The organism is Micromonospora pattaloongensis (assembly GCF_900107255.1).
GTDB classification, from domain to species: Bacteria; Actinomycetota; Actinomycetes; order Mycobacteriales; family Micromonosporaceae; genus Micromonospora_I; species Micromonospora_I pattaloongensis.
The window spans coordinates 79,342-103,876 of sequence record NZ_FNPH01000005.1 but is presented as its reverse complement, the minus strand read 5'-3'; the positions used below and the strand labels follow the sequence as shown (position 1 = coordinate 103,876).

The 24,535-nt window shown below is 74.4% G+C and carries 23 protein-coding genes; 13 read left to right on the top strand and 10 right to left on the bottom strand.

Annotated features, from left to right (window positions below):
- Positions 1–102: 102 nt before the first annotated feature.
- Both BLW47_RS15410 and BLW47_RS15405 read left to right on the top strand, forming a co-directional pair.
- On the top strand, positions 103–1,254 hold the full coding sequence (locus tag BLW47_RS15410; protein WP_091557084.1) for a cysteine desulfurase family protein: 1,152 nt from the start codon (positions 103–105) through the stop codon (positions 1,252–1,254).
- Entirely contained in the window at positions 1,251–1,475 is a 225-nt protein-coding gene (locus BLW47_RS15405) for a sulfurtransferase TusA family protein (protein ID WP_091557081.1), read from the top strand. The genes BLW47_RS15410 and BLW47_RS15405 overlap by 4 nt, the downstream gene beginning before the upstream one ends.
- 20 nt (positions 1,476–1,495) lie before the next feature.
- On the opposite strand, the gene BLW47_RS15400 is transcribed toward BLW47_RS15405, so the two are convergent.
- The 3 genes from BLW47_RS15400 to BLW47_RS15390 form a co-directional block, all read right to left on the bottom strand.
- Positions 1,496–2,473 carry a carbohydrate kinase family protein gene (locus tag BLW47_RS15400; protein ID WP_091557077.1) on the bottom strand — a complete coding sequence of 326 codons (978 nt, stop codon included), beginning with the start codon at positions 2,471–2,473 and terminating at the stop codon, positions 1,496–1,498.
- A gap of 155 nt (positions 2,474–2,628) precedes the next feature.
- Positions 2,629–2,997: an iron-sulfur cluster insertion protein ErpA gene (gene erpA, locus BLW47_RS15395; RefSeq protein WP_091557074.1), complete on the bottom strand. Its 369-nt coding sequence runs from the start codon at positions 2,995–2,997 to the stop codon at positions 2,629–2,631.
- A gap of 127 nt (positions 2,998–3,124) precedes the next feature.
- Positions 3,125–4,270, bottom strand: coding sequence for a glycerate kinase family protein (locus tag BLW47_RS15390; RefSeq protein ID WP_175543652.1), 1,146 nt, complete (start codon positions 4,268–4,270; stop codon positions 3,125–3,127).
- A 44-nt stretch (positions 4,271–4,314) separates the two neighbouring features.
- Between BLW47_RS15390 and nadA the strand changes: the two genes are divergently transcribed.
- The 3 genes from nadA to BLW47_RS15375 all read left to right on the top strand — a co-directional run bounded on the left by nadA (position 4,315) and on the right by BLW47_RS15375 (position 7,769).
- The gene (nadA, locus tag BLW47_RS15385) at positions 4,315–5,484 is read left to right on the top strand and encodes a quinolinate synthase NadA (RefSeq protein WP_091558120.1); all 1,170 of its coding nucleotides are present in this window, start codon (positions 4,315–4,317) and stop codon (positions 5,482–5,484) included.
- Positions 5,485–5,623: 139 nt separating this feature from the next.
- Positions 5,624–7,027: a UDP-N-acetylglucosamine 1-carboxyvinyltransferase gene (gene murA, locus BLW47_RS15380; protein ID WP_245736678.1), complete on the top strand. Its 1,404-nt coding sequence runs from the start codon at positions 5,624–5,626 to the stop codon at positions 7,025–7,027.
- Positions 7,028–7,121: 94 nt separating this feature from the next.
- Positions 7,122–7,769, top strand: a complete 648-nt coding sequence (locus BLW47_RS15375; protein ID WP_091558113.1) for a DUF3043 domain-containing protein — start codon at positions 7,122–7,124, stop codon at positions 7,767–7,769.
- Between the two features lie 109 nt (positions 7,770–7,878).
- Here BLW47_RS15375 and BLW47_RS15370 read toward each other — a convergent pair whose 3' ends face one another.
- Both BLW47_RS15370 and BLW47_RS15365 read right to left on the bottom strand, forming a co-directional pair.
- Positions 7,879–8,187, bottom strand: coding sequence for an AzlD domain-containing protein (locus tag BLW47_RS15370; RefSeq protein WP_091557066.1), 309 nt, complete (start codon positions 8,185–8,187; stop codon positions 7,879–7,881).
- Positions 8,181–8,801 (bottom strand): AzlC family ABC transporter permease, encoded by a 621-nt coding sequence (locus BLW47_RS15365; RefSeq protein WP_245736676.1) that lies wholly within the window; start codon positions 8,799–8,801, stop codon positions 8,181–8,183. Before BLW47_RS15365 ends, BLW47_RS15370 begins: the two co-directional genes overlap by 7 nt.
- Positions 8,802–8,934: 133 nt before the next feature.
- Between BLW47_RS15365 and BLW47_RS15360 the strand changes: the two genes are divergently transcribed.
- The gene (locus tag BLW47_RS15360) at positions 8,935–9,492 is read left to right on the top strand and encodes a helix-turn-helix domain-containing protein (RefSeq protein ID WP_245736675.1); all 558 of its coding nucleotides are present in this window, start codon (positions 8,935–8,937) and stop codon (positions 9,490–9,492) included.
- 921 nt (positions 9,493–10,413) lie between these two features.
- Here BLW47_RS15360 and BLW47_RS24745 read toward each other — a convergent pair.
- Positions 10,414–11,037, bottom strand: coding sequence for a hypothetical protein (locus tag BLW47_RS24745; RefSeq protein ID WP_139307312.1), 624 nt, complete (start codon positions 11,035–11,037; stop codon positions 10,414–10,416).
- A gap of 589 nt (positions 11,038–11,626) precedes the next feature.
- Between BLW47_RS24745 and BLW47_RS15345 the strand changes: the two genes are divergently transcribed.
- Entirely contained in the window at positions 11,627–13,414 is a 1,788-nt protein-coding gene (locus tag BLW47_RS15345; protein ID WP_245736674.1) for a WG repeat-containing protein, read from the top strand.
- Positions 13,415–13,471: 57 nt separating this feature from the next.
- Positions 13,472–14,470, top strand: a complete 999-nt coding sequence (locus BLW47_RS15340; protein ID WP_091557052.1) for an aldo/keto reductase family protein — start codon at positions 13,472–13,474, stop codon at positions 14,468–14,470.
- A 117-nt stretch (positions 14,471–14,587) separates the two neighbouring features.
- Here the strand turns inward: BLW47_RS15340 and BLW47_RS15335 are convergent, their stop codons facing one another.
- Complete coding sequence (locus tag BLW47_RS15335) at positions 14,588–15,382, bottom strand: site-2 protease family protein (RefSeq protein ID WP_091557048.1); 795 nt, start codon at positions 15,380–15,382, stop codon at positions 14,588–14,590.
- A gap of 13 nt (positions 15,383–15,395) precedes the next feature.
- Positions 15,396–15,596 carry a hypothetical protein gene (locus BLW47_RS15330; protein ID WP_091557045.1) on the bottom strand — a complete coding sequence of 67 codons (201 nt, stop codon included), beginning with the start codon at positions 15,594–15,596 and terminating at the stop codon, positions 15,396–15,398.
- Positions 15,597–15,727: 131 nt separating this feature from the next.
- Here BLW47_RS15330 and BLW47_RS15325 point away from each other — a divergent pair, with 131 nt between their 5' ends.
- The 3 genes from BLW47_RS15325 (at position 15,728) to BLW47_RS15315 (ending at position 19,727) form a co-directional block, all read left to right on the top strand.
- Positions 15,728–17,614 carry a bifunctional adenosylcobinamide kinase/adenosylcobinamide-phosphate guanylyltransferase gene (locus BLW47_RS15325; protein WP_091557041.1) on the top strand — a complete coding sequence of 629 codons (1,887 nt, stop codon included), beginning with the start codon at positions 15,728–15,730 and terminating at the stop codon, positions 17,612–17,614.
- Positions 17,607–18,380, top strand: coding sequence for an adenosylcobinamide-GDP ribazoletransferase (gene cobS / locus BLW47_RS15320; protein ID WP_091557037.1), 774 nt, complete (start codon positions 17,607–17,609; stop codon positions 18,378–18,380). The genes BLW47_RS15325 and cobS overlap by 8 nt, the downstream gene beginning before the upstream one ends.
- 69 nt (positions 18,381–18,449) lie before the next feature.
- Entirely contained in the window at positions 18,450–19,727 is a 1,278-nt protein-coding gene (locus BLW47_RS15315; RefSeq protein ID WP_091557033.1) for a DUF2314 domain-containing protein, read from the top strand.
- A 10-nt stretch (positions 19,728–19,737) separates the two neighbouring features.
- Here BLW47_RS15315 and gcvT read toward each other — a convergent pair whose 3' ends face one another.
- Positions 19,738–20,871 carry a glycine cleavage system aminomethyltransferase GcvT gene (gene gcvT / locus BLW47_RS15310; RefSeq protein ID WP_091557030.1) on the bottom strand — a complete coding sequence of 378 codons (1,134 nt, stop codon included), beginning with the start codon at positions 20,869–20,871 and terminating at the stop codon, positions 19,738–19,740.
- A 139-nt stretch (positions 20,872–21,010) separates the two neighbouring features.
- Between gcvT and BLW47_RS15305 the strand changes: the two genes are divergently transcribed.
- Positions 21,011–22,582, top strand: coding sequence for a leucyl aminopeptidase (locus tag BLW47_RS15305; protein WP_091557027.1), 1,572 nt, complete (start codon positions 21,011–21,013; stop codon positions 22,580–22,582).
- Between the two features lie 24 nt (positions 22,583–22,606).
- Here BLW47_RS15305 and BLW47_RS15300 read toward each other — a convergent pair whose 3' ends face one another.
- Positions 22,607–22,930: a hypothetical protein gene (locus BLW47_RS15300; protein ID WP_091557024.1), complete on the bottom strand. Its 324-nt coding sequence runs from the start codon at positions 22,928–22,930 to the stop codon at positions 22,607–22,609.
- A 176-nt stretch (positions 22,931–23,106) separates the two neighbouring features.
- On the opposite strand from BLW47_RS15300, the gene lpdA reads away from it, so the two are divergent.
- Positions 23,107–24,495 carry a dihydrolipoyl dehydrogenase gene (gene lpdA / locus BLW47_RS15295; RefSeq protein ID WP_091557021.1) on the top strand — a complete coding sequence of 463 codons (1,389 nt, stop codon included), beginning with the start codon at positions 23,107–23,109 and terminating at the stop codon, positions 24,493–24,495.
- Positions 24,496–24,535 lie beyond the last annotated feature (40 nt).

The following is a 24,535-nucleotide window of genomic DNA, read 5'->3' as shown; positions in this document are numbered from 1 at the left end:
ACGGTCGCAGATTACTCGACCATGCAGCACCGGACCGCCTTGGGGTCGGCGTGTCAACCCTGGTCTGATCATGCTCGATCGCCCGCGCGATACCGTTCATTTGTGACCGTGACAGGCGCCTACTTCGACGCGGCCACCGCCGCGCCGCTGCACCCGGTGGCGCGGCAGGCGTTGCTCGCCGCCCTCGAGGACGGCTGGGCCGACCCGAACCGGCTCTACACGCAGGCCCGCCGGGCCCGCCAGCTGCTCGACGCGGCGCGGGCGGTCACCGCCGACATTCTCGGGGTACGCCCGGACGAGCTCTCCTTCACCGCGAGCGGCACCGCCGCGGCGCACGCGGCGGTGCTGGGCGGACTGGCGGGGCGGCACCGCGCCGGGCGGACGTTCGTGCACTCCGCGATCGAGCACTCCGCGGTGCTGCACGCCGCGCAGCGGCACGTGGCCGCCGGGGGTGCCGCCGCCTCCGTGCCGGTCGACCGCCTCGGCCGGCTCGACCCGGACGCCTGGGCCGCCGCGGTCGCGGCGCCGGGCGTCGGGCTGGCCGCCCTGATCAGCGCCAGCCACGAGGTGGGCACGGTGCAGCCGGTCGCGGCGGCGGCCGAGGCGTGCGCGGCCGCGGGGGTGCCGCTCTACGTCGACGCCGCCCAGTCGGTGGGTCGGACGCCGGTGCCGGAGGGCTGGTCGCTGCTGTCGGCGAGCGCGCACAAATGGGGCGGGCCGCCGGGCGTCGGCGTGCTGGTGGTGCGCAAGGGCACCCGGTGGGAGTCGCCGTACCCGGCGGACGAGCGCGAGTCCGGGCGTACCCCCGGGGTGCTCGACCTGCCGGCGGTGGTCGCGGCCGCCGCGGCGCTGCGGGCCGTGACCGCCGACGCGGCCGCCGAGGCGACCCGGCTCCGGGCGCTGGTCGACCGCGTCCGGACGACCGTGGCCGCGACCGTGCCGGACGTGGAGGTGGTCGGCCATCCCACGGACCGCCTCCCCCACCTGGTGACGTTCTCGTGCCTGTACGTCGACGGTGAGGCGCTGCTGCACGCCCTGGACCGGCGGGGCTTCGCGGTGTCGTCCGGCTCGTCCTGCACCGCCTCCACGCTGCGCCCCAGCCACGTCCTGGAGGCGATGGGGGTGCTCTCGCACGGCAACGTGCGGGTGTCGCTGCACCGCGACACGACGGAGGCGGAGGTCGACCGGTTCCTGGCCGAGCTGCCGCAGGTCGTCGCGGACCTGCGCGCCGAGGCGGGGGCGGCGGGGCTGTGACCGGACCCACAGAGGTGCTGGACTGCCTGGGGCAGCGGTGCCCGCTGCCGGTGATCGCGCTCGCCCGCCGCCTGCCCGAGTTGCCGGTCGGGGCGGTGCTGCGGGTGCTCGCCGACGACCCGGCCGCGGCGGTGGACATCCCGGCGTGGTGCCGGATGCGCGGCCAGGAGTTCGTCGGCCGCGTCTCCCCGACCTCGTACGACGTCCGCCGCGAGCGCTGACCCGGCGGCGGGCCGCGGCGCTACGCGCCGAGGTGACGCGCGACCTCGGCCGCGGCGTCGTCGCCGTACGACTCGGTGAGGCGCTTGACGAAGACGTCCCGCCGGACCGTGTACTCCTGGGTGCCGACGGTCTCCAGGACGAGGGTGGCGAGCAGCGAACCGACCTGCGCGGCGCGTTCCAGGCCGAGCCCCCAGGAGAGCCCCGCGAAGAATCCGGCCCGGAAGCCGTCGCCGACGCCCGTCGGGTCGTACGCCTCGATCTCGCGCGCGATCGGCACGTGGATGCGCTCGATGTCCCGGCCGGTGATCTCGACGCCGTGCTTGCCGAGCGTCGTCACCCGCACCTTCACCCGGTCCAGCACCTCGGCGTCGGTCAGCCCGGTCTTGCTCTCCAGCAGCGACTTCTCGTAGTCGTTGGTGAGCAGGTAGTCGGCGCCGTCGATCAGCTTCAGCACATCGCCGCCGTCCATCCGCGCGAGCTGCTGCGACGGATCGGCGGCGAAGGCGTAGCCGCGGTCCCGGCACTCCTCGGAGTGCCGGATCATCGCCTCCGGGTCGTTGGCGCTGACCAGCACGAGGTCGAGCCCGCCGGCCCGCTCGGCGACCGGGCGGAGCTCGATGTTGCGCGCCTCGCTCATCGCGCCGGCGTAGAACGACGCGATCTGGCACATGTCCACGTCGGTGGTGCAGACGAACCGGGCGGTGTGGGCGATCTCGCTCACGTGCACCGAGTCGCAGTCGACGCCGTGCCGCTCCAGCCAGGACCGGTAGTCGGCGAAGTCGGCGCCGACCGCGCCGAGCAGGATCGGGCGGAGCCCGAGCTGGGCCATCCCGAAGGCGATGTTCGCGGCGACGCCGCCGCGGCGCAGCACCAGGTCGTCGACGAGGAACGACAGCGACACCTTGTGGAGCTGGTCGGCGATGAACTGATCGGCGAACCGGCCCGGGAAGTGCATCAGGTGGTCCGTGGCGATCGAGCCGGTGACGGCGATCTTCATATCGGCCTTCGGGGTCGTGGGACGATGGCGGCGGTCAGCCTACCGGGCGCCGGAACAGCGAAACGGGGCCGCCGCGGCGCGCGCCGATCGCGGGCCGCGTGGCGCGGCGGATCGGCGGCGCCGCATTCGGCGGCCCCGTCAAGCGGTTGTCCGGCTCAGTGGAACGAGTCACCGCACGCGCAGGAGTTCTGCGCGTTGGGGTTGTCGATGGTGAAGCCCTGAGCGTCGATGCGGTCGGCGAAGTCGATGGTGGCCCCGGCCAGGTAGGGGGCGCTCATCCGGTCCACGACGACCTCGACGCCGTCGTAGTCGGTCACGATGTCGCCGTCGAGCGAACGCTCGTCGAAGAAGAGCTGGTAGCGGAGGCCGGAGCAGCCACCCGGCTGCACGGCGACGCGGAGCCGCAGGTCGTCGCGGCCCTCCTGCTCGATCAGGGCCTTAACCTTCTGCGCCGCGACGTCGGTGAGGACGACGCTGGTCGGGGCCGTGGCCTCGGTCGACTCGGGCTGCGCTGAAGTGGTCACGATGAAGGTCTCCCTGCGCCGGTGGCGGTCTAGTCCGTACTGGCCAACGCTAACCGGCTGGCCGCTCATTCCCAATCCGGGTTCGAATTTTACTGCGGTGAGGTGCAGCTCACGGCGGGCGACCCGCTCACCGGCTCCACTGGCCGGCGAGGCGCGCGGCGATCTCCCGCAGCCCGGCCGCCGGCTCGGCCATCGCCCGCTCCACGTCGCCGCCGAAGTGCTCGACCAACGCGTACGCGTCGGTCACGCCCGCCGCGGCGGCCTCGCGCCGCCCCGTGCTGACCCGCCCCGCCACGACCACGCACGGCAACCCCCGGTCCCGCGCCGCCCCCGCGACCCCGGCCACCACCTTGCCCCGCAGTGACTGATGGTCGAACGAGCCCTCGCCCGTGATCACCAGGTCCACCTCGTCGAGCGCGGCGTCGAGACCGATCAGGCGGGTGACCAGCGCGATTCCCGATTCGCACCGCCCGCCGAGGGCGAGGATCGCCGCGCCGAGCCCACCGGCGGCGCCGGCGCCGGGCACCGCGGCCAGTCCGGGCGGGCAGCCCGGCAGATCCCGTTCGAGCACACCGGCGAAGCGCTCGAGCGCCGCGTCCAGCAGCAGCACGTCCTCCCGGGTCGCGCCCTTCTGCGGCCCGTAGACGTTCGAGGCCCCGTGCAGGCCGGTCAACGGGTTGTCCACGTCGGTGGCGGCGACGAGCTCGACCCCACGCAGCCGGGGCGCGCCGTCCAACGCGGCGACGGCGGCGAGCGCGGCGCCGCCGTACGGCAGGGCCCCGCCGGTCTCGTCGAGCACCACGGCGCCGAGCGCGGCGAGCATCCCCGCGCCGGCGTCGTTGGTGCCGGACCCGCCGAGCCCGATGACGACCCGCCGCGCGCCGGCCTCGACGGCGGCGAGCAGCAGCAGCCCTAGCCCGTACGAGGTCGTGTGTTTAGGGTCACGCTCGCCGCCGGCCAACAGGTGCAGGCCGCACGCCTGGGCGCTCTCGACGTACGCCGTGTCGTCCACCAGCAGCACCTCCCCGGCGGCCGGGCGGCCCAGCGGGTCGACGGTCGCGACCGGCAGCCGCCGGCCGGCCAGCGCCGTGGCCAGCACCTCGACAAATCCGGGTCCGCCGTCCGCGAGGGGGCGCAGCAGCGTCTCGTCGGCCGGGGCGCGTTCGTGCCAGCCCTCGGCGACCGCGGCGGCGACCTCGGGCGCGGAGAGGGTGCCGGCGAACTTGTCCGGACAGATCAATACGCGCATGTCCGGCAGTGTGGCAGGCCACATCGCTGCCGGCCGCACGCCATCCGCGCTATGGGACGATGTTGGACGTGACTTCGACCTGGGTTGAGCCCTCCAGCACCGCGACCGCCCTGCTGCTGCTCGGACGCGGCAGCGACCCGGCCACCGAGCGTGGCGTGGAGTGTCCCGGCGAGCTGCCGGCCCCGAGCGACCCGGATCTGGTGGCGCGGGCGACGGCGGCGAAGGCCGCGCTGGGCGAGAAGGTGTTCGTGCTGGGCCACCACTACCAGCGCGACGAGGTGATCCAGTTCGCGGACGTGACCGGCGACTCGTTCAAGCTGGCCCGGGAGGCCGCGGCGCGGCCCGACGCCGAGTACATCGTCTTCTGCGGCGTGCACTTCATGGCCGAGAGCGCGGACATCCTCACGAGCGACGCCCAGAAGGTGATCCTGCCGGACCTGGCGGCCGGCTGCTCGATGGCGGACATGGCGGTGCTGTCGCAGGTGGAGACGGCGTGGGAGACGCTGGCGGAGCTCGGCGTGGCGGCCGGCACGGTGCCGGTGACTTACATGAACTCCTCGGCGGACATCAAGGGCTTCGTGGGGCGCAACGGCGGCGTCGTCTGCACCTCCTCGAACGCCGAGCGGGCGTTGACCTGGGCGTTCGAGCGGGGCGAGCGGGTGCTGTTCCTGCCCGACCAGCACCTGGGCCGCAACACCGCGGTGCTGGAGATGGGCTTCGACCTGGCCGACTGCGTGCTCTACGACCCGCACAAGCCGGGCGGGGGCCTGACGCCGGAGCAGCTGCGCGACGCGCGGATGATCCTGTGGCGGGGACACTGCTCGGTGCACGGCCGGTTCACCCTGGACAGCGTTGACGAGGTGCGCGAGCGGGTGCCCGGGGTGAACGTGCTGGTGCACCCGGAGTGCCGGCACGAGGTGGTCACCGCCGCCGACCAGGTCGGGTCGACGGAGTACATCATCAAGACCATCGAGGCGGCCCCGGCCGGTTCGGCGTGGGCGATCGGCACGGAGCTGAACCTGGTGCGCCGGCTGGCGAACGCCAACCCCGACAAGCAGATCATGTTCCTGGACCGCGCGGTCTGCTACTGCTCCACGATGAACCGCATCGACCTGCCGCACCTGGTGTGGGCGCTCGAGGAGTTGGTCGCGGGTCGGGTGCCCAACCAGATCACGGTCGACCCGGCCACCGCGGAGCACGCCCGGACGGCGCTGGACCAGATGCTCGCCCTGCCGTGACCCTCGGTAACCGGCGGTAACCGTCAGTAGGGAAAATTGCGCCACTTCCCCGATTAATGCCAAGCCAGGCGGCGGTGTCGCCCTTTCACCGTCACGGAGCGCTATGCTCCCACGGGCACCAATCCGGGCAAAGTAGATCATGGCCGCCGGATTTCAGAACAGCAGCATCGATGCGCTGGAGGTTGCGTTGACCGACGACGTCCTGATCGTGCACGGCAACACGCCGCTGCGCGGGCAGATCCGCGTGCGCGGCGCCAAGAACCTGGTCTCCAAGGCCATGGTCGCGGCGCTGCTCGGCGACGAACCGAGCCGGCTGTACGACGTGCCGCGCATCCGGGACGTCGAGGTGGTGCGCGGGCTGCTGGAGCTGCACGGCGTCAAGGTCAGCGACGGCGACGAGGACGGGGAGCTCGTCTTCGACCCGGCCAACGTCGAGCGCGCCTCCACCGACGAGATCAATGTGCACGCCGGGTCGAGCCGCATCCCGATCCTGTTCTGCGGCCCGCTGCTGCACCGCCTCGGCCACGCCTTCATCCCCGACCTGGGCGGCTGCCACATCGGGCCGCGGCCGATCGACTTCCACATGCAGGCGCTGCGCGAGTTCGGCGCGGTCGTGGAGAAGCGCCCGGAAGGGCTGCATCTGACCGCACCGAACGGGCTGCACGGCACCAAGTTCTCCCTCCCCTACCCGAGCGTCGGGGCGACCGAACAGGTGCTGCTCACCGCCGTGATGGCGGAGGGCGTGACCGAGCTGCGCAACGCGGCCGTGGAGCCGGAGATCATCGACCTCATCTGCGTGCTGCAGAAGATGGGCGCGATCATCAAGGTGCACACCGACCGGGTGATCGAGATCCAGGGCGTGACCCGGCTCGGCGGCTACTCGCACCGGCCCATCCCCGACCGGATCGAGGCGGCGAGCTGGGCGGCCGCCGCCCTGGCGACCGGCGGCGAGATCGAGGTGCTCGGCGCGGAGCAGGTCGACATGATGACCTTCCTCAACGTGTTCCGCTCGGTCGGCGGGGCGTACGAGGTCACGGACGCGCGCGCGCCGCGCGCCGGCTCCGCCGGTCAGGAGGGCGGCATCCGCTTCTGGCACCCCGGCGGGGAGCTGCGGGCGGTGGCGCTGGAGACCGACGTGCACCCGGGTTTCATGACCGACTGGCAGCAGCCGCTGGTGGTCGCGTTGACCCAGGCGCGCGGGCTGTCGATCGTGCACGAGACGGTGTACGAGCAGCGGCTCGGCTACACCGACGCGCTCAACTCGATGGGCGCGACCATCCAGGTCTACCGAGACTGCCTCGGCGGCACCCCGTGCCGCTTCGGCCGGCGCAACTTCAAGCACTCCGCGGTGATCGCCGGACCGAGCAAGCTGCACGCGGCCGACCTGGTCATCCCCGACCTGCGGGCCGGGTTCAGCCACCTGATCGCCGCGCTCGCCGCGGAGGGCACGTCGCGGGTCTACGGCGTGGATCTGATCAACCGCGGCTACGAGGACTTCGAGGCGAAGCTTGCTGCGCTCGGCGCCCACATCGAGCGCCCCTGACCACCCCGCAAGATCGCGACGATCGTGGAGTTATGGCGAAGATTCGTCCCCTTTGTGGAGCCATAAGTCCAAGATCGTCGCGATCTCGGCGGTGATGTGCAGCAGGGGGGCACGGGCGGCTACTCTTCATGCCGTGCCGTCGCTGTTTCGTCGTAAGTCCACCACCCTCGTCGAGGAGCCCATCGCCGTGTCGACGGCCACCGACGAGTCCACGCCCGCGCGCGCGAAGGGCCACACCCCGAGCAAGAAAGAGCTCGGCAAGGTGACCCCGAAGCGTCCGGCCATGGGCCGCCGACCGGTCGCCGAGACGCCGCCGGCGACCAAGGAGGAGGCGCGGGCGCGCCGCCGAGCGCAGCGCGCCGAGGCCGCCGCCGAGTTCCGGCGCGAGGGCGGTCCCCGGGACCGGGGCCCCGAGCGCGCGCTGGCCCGCGACGTCGTCGACTCCCGCCGTACGGTCGGGACCTGGTTCTTCGGCGGCGCGCTGGTCGTGCTGATCGGCTCGGCGCAGACGATGCCGCCGATCGTGCGGCTCGTCTCCAACGTGCTCTGGGTCGTGCTCGCCCTCGGCGTCGTGATCGACTCGGTCCTGATCTCGCGGAAGATCAAGAAGCTGGTCCTGCAACGGTTCCCGAAGACCGACCAGAAGATGGGGTCGCTCTACCTCTACGCGATCATGCGCGCGATCACGTTCCGCCGGATGCGGGTCCCGGCGCCGCGCGTGGAGCTCGGCGACAAGATCTGACGTCCCCCGCCACGGCCCCGGTGCGACCGCACCGGGGCCGTGGCGTTCCCGGCGGCGTCACTCGACGCCGGATGCAGGTGGCGTCACTCGACGCCGGATGCGGGTGGTGTCACTCGACGCCGAGCAGGCGCAGCACTGCGGCGGTGCCGGCGGCCGCGAGGACCACCACGACGAAGGGCGCGCGCCGCCACGCCAGCACCGCGCCGACCAGCACCCCGGCCGGGCGCGCCACCCCGGCGAAGCGGCCGGCCTCGGTCAGCGCCGCGGTCGCCGCCAGCGCCGCGAGCAGCACGGCCGCGGAGACCGGCAGCAGCGTGCGGAGCCGTTCGGGCAGGTCGAGCCGGTCGCGCAGCACGACACCGGCCAGCCGGAAGGCGTACGTCCCGACGGCCAGCGCCAGGATCACGGCGATCAGCACGGCTGCTCCTTCCGTCGCCGCGGCACCAGGAGCACGGCGAGGCCGCCGAGCGCCAACAGCACGGGAAGCCCGGCGGGCAGCACCGGCGTGGCGAGCACGGCGATCGCGGCGCCGGCCGCCGCCACCGTACGGGTCCGCGGATCCCGCAGCGCCGGCATCAGCAGCGCGAGCAGACCGGCGGGGAACGCCGCGTCCAGGCCGAGCACGGCCGGGTCGCCGGCGGTCCCGCCGAGCAGCACCCCGAGCAGCGTGCCGGCGTTCCAGGCCAGAAAGAGCACGATGCCGGCGAGCCAGAACGCCCGGCGCCGGGCGGCGCCCTCGGGCTGCGCCAGCGCGAACGCGGTGGCCTCGTCGGTCATGAAGTGGCTGCCGAGCAGCTTGTCGCGCCAGCGGGCACCGAGGGTATCGCCGAGCGCCAGGCCGAACGGCAGGTGCCGGGCGTTGATCAGCAGCCCGGCGAAGATGGCGGCGAACGGGCTGCCGGCGGCGATCAGTCCGACCGCCATGAACTGCGCCCCGCCGGCGTACAGCACCGAGGACATCGCGACGACCGCCCACACCGGCAGTCCGGACGCGATCGCGATCGCGCCGAACGACGCCCCTACCGCGGCCATGGCCGCGGCGATCGCGGAGACGTCCCGAACCAGAGTGCGGTCGGGTGTTCGTTTTGCCGTACGCATAGTCCAGAATATTGAACGCCAGACCGTGCGTTCGTCAACGCGAACAGAGCGACCGATGGAGCGAACATTGTCACAGAGCGCTTCACCACTGCCGACGATCGCGGCCGCCCTCCGCCGCGAACGCGAGCGGGCCGGGCTGTCCCTCACCGAACTCGCCCGCCGGGCCGGCATCGCCAAGTCCACGCTCTCCCAGCTCGAGTCCGGGGCCGGCAACCCGAGCGTGGAAACCCTCTGGTCACTCGGCGTCGCGCTCGGCGTGCCGTTCAGCCGGCTCGTCGAGCCGGTCACCCCGACCGTGCAGGTGATCCGGGCCGGGGAGGGGCCGCGCGTGCAGGCGGAGCGGGCCGAGTTCGCGGCGACGCTGCTGTCCGCGGGCTCGCCGCACGCCCGCCGCGACATCTACCTGCTCACCATCGAGCCGAGCGCGGGGCGGGAGGCCGACGCACACCTGCCCGGCAGTATCGAGCACCTGATCGTCGCGGCGGGCCGGCTGCGAACCGGACCGGTCAGCGAGCCCGTGGAGCTGGGGCCGGGCGACTACGCCACGTTCGGCGGCGACGCGCCGCACCGCTACGAGGCGCTCGAACCCGGCACCGTCGCCGTGCTCGTCATGGAGCACCCCTGACGCTCGGGCGCAGAACGCGAGTTCGGGTCGCGTAGCGGTAGCCTGATGCGGTTATCGCGGTAAATGTCCTGAACCAACGGACAAAGTTTGTCGTCAGGTGCGGTGGCGCAGTGGCGGTGACCGAGTCCACGCCGCTACCCTCCTTGCGCGACCACGCTGCGCGGATGCGGGGGACTCCATCCGGAGCGGGCGGGCGCTCAGCGACACATTTTCGACGAGGTGACACCGTGACCGAGCGACGCGGGCGCGACGCCGGGTCATGCCGCGCGCGGCACGGCGGTCACCACGCGGCGGAAGCGACTCACGGCGAGGTGGCGGTGTGACGGACGACCGCCGGCACCGGCCGGGCGAGCCATCCTGGGTGGGCGAACCCACCTCGGAGTGGACCCCCATGCCCGGCCAGCGCTACCCGGGCGACCCGGGCCCGCAGCGCCGCCGCCCGCCGACCGCCGCCGGCCGCGCCGGCGTCTACCCGTCGGGCGGCCCCGGGCCCCGTCGCACCGACGCCGAAGGCGGTTCCTGGACCGAGCGTTCCGGCGCGCAGGACGGTCGGTCGCGGCCCGAGCCGCAACCGACCGACCCCCGGGACCGCCGCTGGCCGGTGCGCCCGCCGCGCGAGGCGGACGACTCGCGCGGACGGCGCGAACCGGACGGTCGCGACCCGTACCCATCGGGGGGCCGCGCCCCGCACGACCGGACCCCCCACGACCACCGGCCCGGCCACGGTCCGGAACCGCTGCCGCCCGGCCGACCCGGCGGGCCAACCCGCGGCTACCCACCGCCACCCCCCGGGCACCCCGGCTTCGACCGGTTCGTGCCGCCGCCCGGTCGCGAACCCGCCGCCGGGCAGGGGCCCCGCCGCGCGGGCGAACAACCCGAGTACGGCGCCCGCCGGCCCGGGCCCGGCCCCGTGCCGCCCGCTCACCCGCCCGCGCGTCCCGGCACCGCGCCGGGCATGTCCCGTCCGGCCGCGCAGGCCGGGCCGGGCGGCTGGGGGCCACGGCCTTCCGGGGAGCCGGCCGGCCGGCCACCGTTCGGGCCACCGCCGGCCACCGGCGACCACCGTCCGTACCGGCCCGGTCCGGGCGGCGAGTCCCGCACCCCGCCGGGGCCGCCCCCCTCCCGACTGCGCCTGGAGTTCCTGCCGGGACCCGGCACACCGCCCGCGCCGCCCGCCGCCCCGGTCTCCGGACCACCCACGCCGGTCTCCGGACCGCCCACGCCGGTCTCCGCGCCACCCACGCGCGTCTCCGGGCCACCCGCATCGCGTCCGGAGACCGCGCCGCCCGTCTCCGCGCCGCCGCAGCCCGCGTCGCCCGTCTCCGCGCCGCCCGTCTCCGCGCCGCCGCAGCCCGCGTCGCCCGTCTCCGCGCCGCCCGTCTCCGCGCCGCCGCAGCCCGCGCCGCCCGTCTCCGCGCCGCCCGTCTCCGCGCCGCCGCAGCCCGTCTCCGGGCCACCCGCGACGCGCGCCGAGAACCCGGCACCCGTCTCCGCACCACCACGGCCCGTCCCCGGGCCACCCGAGACCGCGCCACCCGCCCCCACACCGCCACGGCCCGTTCCCGGGCCACCCGCGGCGCGCGCCGAGAACCCGGCACCCGTCTCCGCACCGCCACGGCCCGTTCCCGGGCGACCCGCGGCGCGCGCCGAGAACCCGGCACCCGTCTCCGCACCGCCACGGCCTGTCCCCGGGCCACCCGCCGCCGCGTCGCGCCCGGAAGGCTCCACGCCGGTCTCGGCGCCCCCAGGCACGGCACCGGTCTCCGCTCCCCCGGCTCCGGGAGCGCCGGCACCGGACGCTGCCGCGGCCGCGCCGACCTCCGCACCGCCGGCGGCCGCCGCGCCCCGCGCCGTCGCGTCCCCGCCCCCGGCATCCGCACCGACCACCGCGCCGTCAACCGCGCGCCCCGCCGACACCGCGCCGCCAACCGCGCGCCCCGCCGACACCCCGCTGCCAACCGCCGCCGTATCGCGCACCACCGCGTCAGCAGGCCCACCCGCTGACGCGCCGTCAGTACCCGCGGACACCGGCCCGCGGCCCGCCACCGGCTCCGACACCACGCCGCCGCGCAGCACCGACTCCGACACCGCACCAGCGCGCAGCACCGACTCCGACACCGCACCGGCGCGCAGCATGGGCTCCGACGCCGCCCGGGCGGCCGCCGCGGGCTCCGACGCCCCGGCACCGACGGACGAGCCGGCCCACGCGCCATCGGGCGCCCCGGAGCCGGCGCCGGCCGGGCCGACCGTCGGCGGCACCCCGGAGGCGTCGAGCGCGCCGGGCACTCCCCCGGCCGATCCCGCCCCGGTCCCGCAGGTCGGGTCCGCCGGTCGGGCGGGCGGCGACGGTGACGCCGACGCGCCGTCCGAGCAGACGGACCCGCCCGGCTCCGCGCCGGGCGACGACGGCTCCGCGCCGGACGACGACCGGGCGCGCGCCGGCACGCCGGTCGCCGAAGCGAGCCCGGACACCGTGCTTCCGGCGCCCGAGGGGGCCGCGGCCGGTGCCGCCACCGCGCTCGCCGCGCCCACGATGCTCGCGCCGATCGTCCGGCCGGGCGAGCCGAATCCGGCCGCCGAGCCACCCGCCGAGCCGCGCGGCACCGAGGCGCCGGCCGGGGACCCGGAGCAGGTGCTGTCGTCGTACCGGTGGCGGTTCCACCATGAGACGTTGCGCGAGCTCGTCGAGGACCCCGACGAGCTGCGGGCGATCCGCGACCGGCTCACCGAGAAGCTGGAGCCGGCCACCGACAACCGCACCCGGGCCCGGCTGTTGAGCCTGCGCGCCGTGGTGTCGCGGATCCTCGGCGACCTGGGCAAGGCGCTCTCCGACGGCAAGCTGGCGCTGGCGCACGCGGAGGCGACCGGCGAGCTGCGCCGCATCGCGATCGCGCAGGCGCGGCTGGCCCACGTGCTGCAGTGGCGGGGTGACTTCGCGGAGGCCGACCGGCTGTTCGAGGAGGCGAACTCCTCGGAGCTGCCGGACCGGCTGCGGGCGACGATGCACGAGCACGCCGGGCGGTCCTGTTACGACCAGGGCCGCTACATCGAGGCGTGCAACCACTTCGAGCGCGCCCTGGAGCTGCGCAAGGTGGAGGATCCCGACCTGATTGCGCGTACCGAGCTGGCGCTGGACGCCGTGCTCACGAAGGTGGCGCAGAAGGGCTGGGGGCCGTACCCGCGCAGTCGGGACGAGGTCCTGCAGGCGCACCGGCCGCCGGCGCCGCGGTTCAGCGAGCGGGTGCAGCGGTGGGGCTACGCCGACGCCGACGGCGAGCTGGCGATCGCGCCCAGCTACGCGGACGTGCAACCGTTCCGGGACGGGGTGGCCTGGGTACGACGGCCGGAGACCGAGACGTGGGAGCTGATCGACGAGACCGGTGAGCTGCTCGTCGGGGCGTCCGCCGGTTACCTGGGCGTCGGCTCGTTCTCCGACGGACTCGCCTGGGTGTCCCGCAACGGCGCCGGATCGTGGATCGCCATCGACAAGACGAACACGGTGGTGATCTCGGAGGGCTTCGACGACGTCCGGCCGTTCCGGCGCGGGGTGGCCGCCGTCCGCAAGGGCGGATGGGGCGCCGTCGACAAGTCCGGCCGCCTCGTCGTGCCGACCCGCTACTCCGGCTTCACCACGGCGCTGACCGACGGCCGGTACGTGGACGGGTTCACCGACGAGGGCCTGGCCATCGTGGACGTCAGCGGGCGCAAGGGTGTGGTCGACCGGGGCGGACGGGTGATCGTGCCGCCGGCGCATCCCGCGCTGGTCATCCATCCGGTGGCGTTCCTGGTCGGCAGCGGCGCGGGCCAATGGGGCGCGCTGGACCGGCGGGGCGAACCGCTGATCGACATGGTGCACCCGAGCCGGGCGGACGTGATGGACGAGATCGACCGACTGCTCGCGGACACGAAGCCCGTGTTGTGACCTTCTCGCCCGGCGGTCAGCGAGTGGGCGACGTCGAGGGCAACTAGGGTAATCGGTATGGAATTCCGACACCTTGGCCGCTCCGGCATGCTCGTGAGCGAGATTTCGTACGGAAACTGGATCACCCACGGCTCCCAGGTGGAGGAGGAGGCGGCGACGGCGTGCGTCCGCGCCGCGCTGGACTCCGGGATCACCACGTTCGACACCGCCGACGTGTACGCCGGCACGCGCGCCGAGGCGGTGCTGGGGCGGGCACTGAAGGGCGAGCGCCGTGAGGGGCTGGAGATCTTCACCAAGGTCTACTGGCCGACCGGCGAGGGCCCGAACGACCGCGGCCTGTCGCGCAAGCACATCATGGAGTCGATCAACGGTTCGCTGCGTCGCCTGCAGACCGACTACGTCGACCTCTACCAGGCCCACCGCTACGACTACGCGACGCCGCTGGAGGAGACGATGGAGGCGTTCGCCGACATCGTGCACTCGGGCAAGGCGCACTACATCGGCGTCTCGGAGTGGAAGGCGTCGCAGATCCGCGAGGCGCACGCGCTGGCGCGCGAGCTGAAAATCCGGCTGGTCTCGAGCCAGCCGCAGTACTCGATGCTGTGGCGGGTCATCGAGTCCGAGGTGATCCCCACCTGCGAGGAGCTGGGCATCGGCCAGATCGTCTGGTCGCCGATGGCGCAGGGCGTGCTGACCGGGAAGTACCAGCCGGGGCAGCCGCCGCCGGCCGGCTCGCGCGCCACCGACGAGAAGTCCGGCGCGGCGATGATCGCCCGGTGGATGACCGACGAGGTGCTCGGCACCGTGCAGCGACTCCAGCCGCTGGCCGAGCAGGCCGGGCTCACCATGGGTCAGCTCGCGATCGCGTGGGTGCTGCAGAACCCGAACGTCTCCTCCGCGATCGTCGGCGCCTCCCGTCCGGAGCAGGTGTACGACAACGTCAAGGCCGCCGGGGTGAAGCTGGACGCGGCCCTGCTGAAGGCGATCGACGAGGTGCTCGACCCGATCACCGAGCGCGACCCGGCCAAGACCGACAGCCCCAAACAGCGCCCCTGACCCCCGTCATCCCGCCGATCTTGCAGTTTCGGCCCGGGCAAATCCGGATTTATCAGGACGAAACCAGGGCCATAACTGCAAGATCGGCGGGAAAGGGCGGGGCGGGAAAGGGCGGGGTTAGGACCAGAAGCGGATCAGGGTTAGGCCCTGGGCGTAGAGGGGGGCGGGGAGGGCGATCGCGTCGCCGACGGCGAACACCGCCGTGAAGAACCAGCCCCCGATGCGGGGGTTCCACAGCAGCCCGAAGAGCAGGATGAAGCCGAACGGCGCGAGCATGTCGTAGCCGCGCCGCCACTGCGGCGACAGCCACGGCTGGAGCATGTTGCCGCCGTCGAGGCCGGGTACCGGCAGCAGATTGAGCACGCTCGCGGTGAGCTGGAGGAAGCCGAGCAGCGCCACCCCGGCCCAGAACGCCGGGCGGGCGGCGACGTCCACGCCGATCGCGAACGGCACGACCAGCAGCAGGGTGAAGAGCACGTTGACGGCCGGGCCGGAGAGGCTCACCAGGGTGTGGCGCAGCCGGCCGGGGATCTGGTGCCGGTCGACCCAGACCGCCCCGCCGGGCAGCCCGATGCCGCCGAGCAGCACGACGACCACCGGAAGGATGATCGACAGCAGCGGGTTGCTGTACTTCAGCGGGTTGAGTGTCAGGTAGCCGCGGTGCGCCACCCCGGTGTCGCCGGCCCGGAAGGCGACCAGCGCGTGGGCGTACTCGTGGAGGCAGAGCGAGACGAGCCAGCCGGAGACCACGAAGAGGAACACGTCGACCCGGACGTTGCCGTAGCCGACCCACGCCATCGCGCCGCTGGCGACGAAGAGCGCGACCAGCGCGAGGAAGATCGGGCTGGGGCGGAACGCCCCGCGCGGCACGCCGAGCACGAGCCGGTCGCCGCCCGGCCGGTCCCGACTCACCTGCTGCCCCGGCTCATTCGGCGGCCGGCAGCAGGCTCATCTTGTACTCCACGCGGTCGTCCTCGAGCAGCACCACCGAGGTGACCCCCGCCGCCGCGAGGTCGCGCCACGCCTGACCGATCCAGGACTCGGCGTCGGACTGGCTGCCGAACGTCTCGGCCGGTCCGCTGACGGCCTGTCCGTCCGTGCTCTCGTACCGCCAGCTCCACGGCATGTCGCAGCTCCCCTCGGCGTCGGACCCCGCCAGCGTAGCCGCAGCGGAGCGTCGATGGCCGGCACGCGCTGTCGGGCGGACCGCCCCGACCGGCGCGCGTGATCCCGCCACCGTGGATCTAAGGTACGGGCATGTCCGATGACGGGTGGAACAGGATTCTCGTGCTGGGCGGGATCCGCTCCGGCAAGTCCGAGTACGCGGAGTCGCTGGTCGCCGCCGCGCCGACGGTCCGATATGTCGCTACCGCGCCGGGACACGAGGCCGATCCGGAATGGCAGGCACGGATCGAGGCGCACCGCGGCCGCCGGCCGGGAAGCTGGACCACCGAGGAGGTCGGCGCCGACCCGTCCCTGCTGGTCGAGGTGATCTCCGAGGCGAAACCGGGCGAGACGCTGCTCGTCGACGACCTCGGTGGCTGGGTGAGCGTGCTGCTCGACCCGGCGCACCAGCCGGCGGACGACACCGCCACGATCAGTGAGCTGGCCGCGGCGATCCGCGGCAGCGCCGCGCGGCTGGTGCTGGTCACCCCGGAGGTGGGGCTCTCGCTGGTGCCGACCACCCCGATCGGGCGGGCCTTCGCCGACGCGCTCGGCGTGACCAACCAGGCGGTGGCGCGGGAGTGCGACGCCGTGGCGCTGGTCGTCGCGGGACAGCCGACGTGGCTGAAGCAGCGCCCCAGCGACATCGCCGGGGGCGCGGCGAGCGCCGGGGGCGCGGCGAGCGCCGGGGGCGCGGCGAGCGCCGGGGGCGCGGCGAGCGCCGGGGGCGCGGCGAGCGCCGGGGGCGCGGCGAGCGGTCGGGAGAGCGCGCGGACCGACGTGACCGGGGTCGGGGGCGCCGAGCGGGAGGCGCCGCCGGTCGAGACGCCCGAGGTGCTCACCCCGGTGGCCGCGCCGACGCCGGCCGCCCGGCCCGGGCCCGCCGACGGAGCGACGATGATGCTGCCGATCGTCGAGACCGGCCTGGTCATCCAGCCCGGCATGGACCTGCCGATGCCCGACGAGTCCGCCGCCGAGGCGGCCCGCGACCGCCTCGCGGCGCTGGATGTGCCCGGCGCCGGGCTGGGCCGGCTCGAACCCCTGGTCACGTTCGCGGCCGCCACCCAGGGCACGGGCGTGCCCGCGGCATGGCGCTCCCCCCGGGTGCTGCTGCTGCACGGCGACCACGATGGCGGCGCGTCCGCCGGCGCGCTGCCCGGCGAGTCCGCGCGCCGCGCCGAGCAGGCGCGCGCCGGGCAGGGCCCGCTGGCCCGGCTCGCGGCGGAGGCCGGCGCCGATGTGCAGGTGGTACGCGCGCCGACGGCGGCGGCGATCGAGGACGGGCCGGCGTTGGGCGTGGAGGCGGTCGAGGCGGCGCTGCACTACGGCTGGCGGCTCGCCGAGGAGGCGGCGGCGAGCGGCGTGGACGTGATCGTGCTGGCCGCCTGCGGCGCCGGCACCGAGGCGGCCGCGGCCGCGGTGCTGGCCGCGACGTCCGGGGCGGAGCCCGTCCGGGTGCTGGGCCGGGTCGTCACCCCCGGCCGGGGCGTGGACGACAACGCCTGGATGGCGCGCTGCGCCGCGGTCCGGGACGCGCTGCACCGCAGCCGGCGGGAGCTGCGCGGCCCGATCGAGATCCTCGCCGAGCTCGGCGGTGGGGACATCGCGATCGCGACCGGGATCCTGCTGGGGGCGACCGCCCGCCGCACCCCCGTGCTGCTCGACGGCCCGGTCGGGGTCGCCGCCGGCCTGGTGAGCCGGGACTTCGCCGGGCAGGCACGCCACTGGTGCCTGCTCCCCGACCACAACGGGCAGCCGGCCGTGCGGCTCGGCGCCGACGTGCTGGGGCTGGAGCCCGTCCTCGACCTGCGGCTCGATCTCGGCGAGGGGGCGACCGCGCTCACCGCGCTGCCGCTGCTGCGCGCCACCCTGACCGTCGCCGCGAGCCTGTCCGGGCACCCGGCGCGCAGCGACGACGACGGGTCGTACGCCGAGCCGGAGCCCGCCGGCCCCGGTCCCACGGCGCCGCCCGGTGCCTGAGGGGCGGCTCGTCGCCGGCGCGCGGCTCGCCGTCACGACCTTCACGGTCCTGCCGCTGCGTCCCGGCCGCGTCGACCGGCCGGCGGCGGCCGTGGCGATGGCGCTCGCGCCGGCCGCCGGCGCGCTGCTCGGCGCGGCGCTGGCGGCGGCGCTGCTGGGTCTCGCCGCGGCCGGCGCCCCGCCGTTGGTCGCCGGGGTCGCCGTCGTCGGGCTGGCCGCGCTGCTGACCCGCGGGCTGCACCTGGACGGGTTGGCCGACACCGTCGACGCGCTCGGCTCGCACCGTTCCGGCGAGGCGGCGCTGCAAATCATGAAGAAGCCCGACGTCGGGCCGTTCGGCGTGGCGGCGCTGGTCGTCGTACTCCTGCTCCAGGCAGCGGCCCTCGCGGCGCTGCCGACGCGGGGCTGGCCCGGCACGCTCGCGGCGGTGATCGCGGCGACGGCGGTCGGGCGGCTCGCGGTGAGCTGGGCCTGCCGGCGCGGGGTGCCGGCCGCTCGCCCGGAGGGGCTGGGCGCGCTGGTCGCGGGCACCGTCCCGGCGCCGGTGCTGGTGGTCTCCACGGCCGCCGTCGCGCTCGCCGCCCTCGGCGCGGCGCCCGGCCGTCCGTGGCAGGGGCCGCTCGCCGTGCTGGCCGCGCTCGCCGTCGCGCTGCTGCTCCTGCCCCACCTGGTACGCCGCTTCGGCGGCATCACCGGCGACGTGCTCGGCGCGGCGGTGGAACTCACCACGACCGTGGCGTACCTCGGGCTCGTCCTCGGCGGGTAGCCCGATCCGCGCCGTCGGCGGTAGTAGCGTTCGACAGACAGCACCAGTGCGGTCGAGCGGGGGGCACGCATGGCGATCACGGATGAGTTCCTGCCGGTGCCGGTGCCGGAGTCGCTGTCGGCGACCTACCTGGTGCCGACCGCCCGGGGTTCGGGGGCGAAGCCGGCGGAGGCGGTCGCGGCGCTCGGCGAACGGCTGAGCGATCCCGTCGGGGACCTGGCGCTGCAGATGATCGACAGCCCGCTGATGACCGTCGACACCCGCCCGGTGTCGCAGTTCCCGGAGCTTCCGCCGGACCTGCTCGCGGCGTTCGGGGCGACGCCGGGCCAACTGGAACAGCTGCGCACGGCGAACGAGCTGGTGGTGGTGCAGGCCGGCTACCGCCCCGGCTGGCCTCCCGTGCACGAGTGGTCGGCGCGGGCGGTGGCGGCGGCGATCGCGCAGTCCCTCGACGGCGACCTGATCGACGTGTTCAGCCTGCAGTTCCTCGACCCCGCGACCGCGCTGCGCTCGCTGCCCGACAACGACGGCCGGCTCCGGCTGGTCGACTGGATCCTGGTCCCCTACTCGCCCACCGACACCGGGCTGTGGTTCACCACGAAGGGACTGCGCCGTTTCGGCCTGCTCGAACTGCAGGCCCAGGAGGTGCCCGCCCAGTTCACCCGGGCCTGGGGCGCGATCATGACCGGCGCCGCCCGCCGGCTGCTGCGGATCTGGACCGAGTCGCTGACCGAACAGGACGTGCCGGCGTTCGTCCAGCTCCCCATCGAGACGACGGTGACCGGCCACGACATCGCGGTGGCGTACGGCAGCCCGGAGCGGCACGACTCCGCCGGGAGCGCGGGGCTGCGGCTGGACCTGGACCCGGCCACCGACCCGGACGCCGACTCGTTCCTCACCCTGCTGCCCCCGGCCGGGCAGGCCGCTGCCCCGGCCGAGTACTTCGCCCAGATCTGCACGCGGCTGTTCGGCAGCGGACAGCCGGAGATCCGTTACACCCGTCCGAGCGACGCGATGGCCCGGGCCGTCGAGACCGCGCGCCGCTCGCTGCGGTCGGCCCGCGACCGCTTCCTCATCGGGGGGCTGCCGCCCGGCGTGCAGCTCGTCGTCAAGTACGGGCTGGCGACCGACGAGGGGCAGGAGTTCGTCTGGGCGAGCGTCACGTCCTGGTCGAACCCGGGCCGGATCGTCGCGACGAGCACCAGCGACGCGGCCTCCGACCCGACGGTGCGGGTCGGCACGCCGGTGGTGGTGGAGACCGCCGACGTGGTCGACTGGGCGCTGCTCGACGGCCGCGGCGTCATCGAGGGCGGCTGGACGCAGGCGGTCCTCGACGAGCGCCTCTGACGCGGCGGGACTACTTCACCGACGGGGTGACGAACGGGGGCTTGACCACCCGCATCGCCGAGTGGCGGCCGCGCACGTCGACCTCGACGGTCGACCCCTCGCCGAGGCCGGCGGCGGTGTCGAGCAGCGCCAGCGCGATGCCGGTCCGGCGGGTCGGGGAGAACGTTCCGCTGGTGACCTCCCCGACGGCGGTGTCGCCGGCGTACACGGTCATGTGGCAGCGCGGGATGCCCCGGTCGACCGCCTCCAGCCCCCACAGCGCGCGCCGCGGACCCGCGGCCTTCTCGGCGACCAGCGCGGCGCGCCCCCAGAACGCCGGCTTGCCCCAGCCGACCGCCCAGCCCAGCCGGGCCTGCACCGGGCTGATCTCCGGCGACAGGTCCTGGCCGTGCAGCGGATAGCCCATCTCGGTGCGCAGCGTGTCCCGCGCGGCCAGCCCGCAGGCGCGGATCCCCTCGGGCTCCCCCGCCGTGAACAGCGCGTCCCAGACCGCCACCGCGTGCTCGGCCGGCACCACCAGCTCGTAGCCGTGCTCGCCGGTGTAGCCGGTGCGGCAGACCACGACGGAGACGCCCGGCCCGGCCAGGTCGGCCTCCACGAAGCTCATGTACGCGTGCCCGGCCGGCAAGCCGAGCGCCGTCAGCACCGCGGCGGAGCGCGGCCCCTGCACCGCGAGGATCGCGTACTCCTCGTGCTCGTTGGTGACGATCACCGAGGGGGGCGCGGCGGCCTTCAGCCGGCGGACCACCTCGGCGGTGTTGGCCGCGTTCGGGATCAGGAAGACGTGCTCGTCGGTGAAGCGGTACGCGATCACGTCGTCGACCACCCCGCCGGTGGCGTCGTCGCAGCAGAGCGTGTACTGCGCCTGCCCGCCGCCGATCCGGTCCAGGTCGTTGCTGAGGCAGGCGTTGACGAAGGCTGCCGCGCCCGGGCCGGTCACCCGTGCCTTGCCCAGGTGGGAGACGTCGAAGACGCCGACCGCCTCGCGCACCGCGGTGTGCTCCTTGATGACCCCGCCGCCGGCGTACTCCAGCGGCATGTCCCAGCCGCCGAACGGGGCGAACTTGGCGCCGAGCGCGGCGTGCCGGTCGTGCAGCGGGGAACGGCGCAGGTGCGTGGCGGCGGGAGCGGTCACGTCGGTCATGGGTCGCAACTTACCTGTGATCCACCGCGTGGCTAGCATCGGCGGGACATCGCCCGATCCGGCGGGTAGGTTGCGCCGGAGGAACATCATCGCCGGTACGCACACAATGCGGCCGGCCAGGCCCGTCCGGAGAAACCGCGTGACATCGCCCATCACCACCCTCAGCCTGGTCGACACCGACCCCGCGGAGCTCGCCGTCGACGCCGTCGTCATCGGTGTGCACAGCCAGACCGGGGAGGAGGGCGACGGGGGTCCCGCGTCGGCGCTGCTGCTGGCGAGCGGGGCGGAGAGCATCGCGGCGGCGTTCGACGGGAAGCTGACCGAGACGCTGGCGCTGCTCGGCGCGACCGGCGGTGCCGGCGAGGTCGTGAAGCTCGCGACGCTGGGCACGATCACGGCCCCACTGGTGGCCGCCGTCGGCCTGGGTCCGGAGCCGACGGGCGCGGCGCCGGCGCCGGAGACGCTGCGCCGGGCCGCCGGCGCGGTGGTGCGGGCGCTGGCCGGGTCGGGCTCGGTGGCGCTGACGCTGCCGCTGCCGGACGACGGGGACGCGCCGGCGGCGCTGCGCGCCGTCGCCGAGGGGGCGCTGCTGGGCGGGTACCGCTTCGCCGGCTACAAGACCAGGCCGCAGCCGACCCGTCGCGCGCCGGTCGCGTCGGTCGCCGTGCACGTGCCCGACGCGGCCGACGCGACCGCCCGGGCCGAGATCGCCCGCGCGACCGTCGTGGCCGGGGCGGTCGCGCGCAGCCGCGACTGGGTGAACACCGCCCCCAACGAGCTGCGCCCGCCGGCGTTCGCGGACGCGGTCGCGGCCGCCGCGCGCGATGCGGGGCTGACCGTCGAGGTGCTGGACGAGGCGGCGCTGGCCGCCGGCGGGTACGGCGGCATCCTGGCGGTCGGGCAGGGCTCGGAGGCGCCGCCGCGGCTGGTGAAGCTCTCCTACACCCCGGCCGGGGCGGCCGCCGACGCCACGCGCGTGGCGCTGGTCGGCAAGGGCATCACGTTCGACACCGGCGGCGTGTCGATCAAGCCGGCGCAGGGCATGTGGGAGATGAAGTCGGACATGGCCGGCGCCGCCGCGGTCGCCGCCGCGATGCTCGCGGTCGCCGAGCTGAAGCCCGCGGTGCCGGTGACCGGTTACCTGCCGATGGCCGAGAACATGCCCTCCGGCAGCGCGTACCGCCCGGGCGACGTGGTCACGATGTTCAACGGCAAGCGGGTCGAGGTGCTCAACACCGACGCCGAGGGCCGGATGGTCCTCGGTGACGCGATGGCGCGGGCCTGCGCGGACGGCACCGACTACCTGCTGGAAACCTCGACGCTGACCGGCGGGCAGGTGGTCGCGCTGGGCAAGCGGATCGCCGGCGTGATGGGCACGCCCGAGCTCTGCGAGCGGGTGCGCACCGCCGGTGACGCCGTGGGCGAGCCGGCCTGGCCGATGCCGCTGCCGGACGACGTCCGCAAGGGGATGGAGTCCGAGGTCGCCGACATCTCGCAGGTGAACGCGGGGATGGACCGGGCGGGGCACATGCTGCAGGGCGGCGTGTTCCTGCGGGAGTTCGTCACCGACGAGGTGGCCTGGGCGCACATCGACGTCGCCGGTCCGGCATACCACTCGGGCGAGCCGACGGGCTACTGGACGAAGGGCGGCACCGGCGTCCCGGTGCGTACCCTGCTCGAGCTGATCGACGACATCGCCGCGAACGGCTGAGGCGTCGCCGGCGCGCGGCGGCGCTCAGCCCGCCGCGCGCTTGCGGCGCTCGTTGTAGTCGCGCATCCGCTGCGGATAGCCGACCAGTTGAATGTCGTAGACGGGGATGGCCATCTTGTGCGCGAACCGACGGGCCCCCTCCGGGCTGTCGATCCGCCGGCGTGTCCACTCGCCGTCGTGCGCGATCAACAGGACGGTGGTCTCGGTGACCGTGGTGCGCGGCTCGATGAAGGCCTCGACTCCGCGGCGGCTCCGGACAAATTCCTCAAGATGATCTAGATCAGCCCGATGTGCCTGCCGGCCGCCTGGCACTGAGCCCGACTGTCGACGCCGACGAAACCACGCCACCCGCGATCTCCTCCCCAGCCACCACGGTCGATTGCGGCAAGCCTACGTCGCGCCGACGTGTCGTTGGGCACCTCGATGCGCCATGTGGCGGTACAAGTGACAAGATGACCGAGGCGGGTCTGCCCATCTCCGTGGGACGACACCCTCGTAGCAACGAAGCGACCTGGGAGAGAACTGTGAGTGAGCCGAACGGCGGGACCTTCGACGTCGTCATTCTCGGGGGCGGCAGCGGGGGTTACGCCGCCGCGCTGCGCGCCGCGCAACTCGATCTCTCGGTGGCGCTGATCGAGAAGGCCGAACTCGGTGGCACCTGCCTGCACCGCGGCTGCATCCCGACCAAGGCGCTGCTGCACGCGGCGGAGATCGCCGACCAGACCCGCGAGTCGGAGCAGTTCGGCGTGAAGGCCGACCTGGTCGGCATCGACATGGCCGGGGTGAACAGCTACAAGGACGGCGTCATCAGCCGCCTCTACAAGGGACTCCAGGGCCTCGTCGGCTCCACGAAGATCACCTTTGTCGCCGGCGCGGGCCGGCTGGTCGCGCCGAACGCGATCGAGGTCGACGGCCAGCGCTACACCGGGCGCAACATCATCCTCGCCACCGGCTCCTACTCGCGCAGCCTGCCGGGGCTCGAGGTGGACGGCGAGCGGGTGATCGCCAGCGAGCACGCGCTCAGGCTCGACCGGGTTCCCTCCTCCGCGATCGTGCTCGGCGGCGGCGTCATCGGCGTCGAGTTCGCCAGCGTCTGGAAGTCGTTCGGCGTCGACGTGACGATCATCGAGGCGCTGCCCCGGCTGGTGGCCGCCGAGGACGAGGAGTCGTCGAAGGCGCTGGAGCGGGCGTTCCGCAAGCGCGGCATCAAGTTCAAGACCGGCAAGCCGTTCGAGAAGGTCGAGCGCACCGACGCCGGCGTCCAGGTGACGATCGCCGGCGGCGAGACCATCGAGGCGGAACTGCTGCTCGTCGCCGTCGGCCGCGGGCCGACGACCGCGAACCTCGGTTACGAGGAGCAGGGCATCCGGATGGACCGCGGCTTCGTCCTGACCGACGAGCGCCTGCGCACCAACCTGCCCAACGTGTACGCCGTCGGCGACATCGTGCCCGGCCTGCAGCTCGCGCACCGCGGCTTCCAGCAGGGCATCTTCGTCGCGGAGGAGATCGCGGGGCTCAACCCCGCCGTCATCGACGAGAACGGCATCCCGCGCGTCACGTACTGCGACCCGGAGCTCGCCTCCGTGGGCCTCACCGAGGCGAAGGCCAAGGAGCAGTACGGCGCGGACAAGGTCAAGACGTACAACTACAACCTCGGCGGTAACGGCAAGAGCCAGATCCTCAAGACGCAGGGCTTCGTCAAGCTCGTGCGGGTGGAGGACGGCCCGGTGGTGGGCGTTCACATGGTGGGCGCGCGGGTCGGCGAGCTGATCGGCGAGGCACAGCTGATCTACAACTGGGAGGCCTACCCGGCCGAGGTGGCGCAGCTGATCCACGCGCACCCGTCCCAGAGCGAGGCGCTCGGCGAGGCGCATCTGGCGCTCGCGGGCAAGCCGCTGCACGCGCACGCCTGACCACGCATTTACCGCGGCTCGCCCGGTCGGCAGTCCGGGC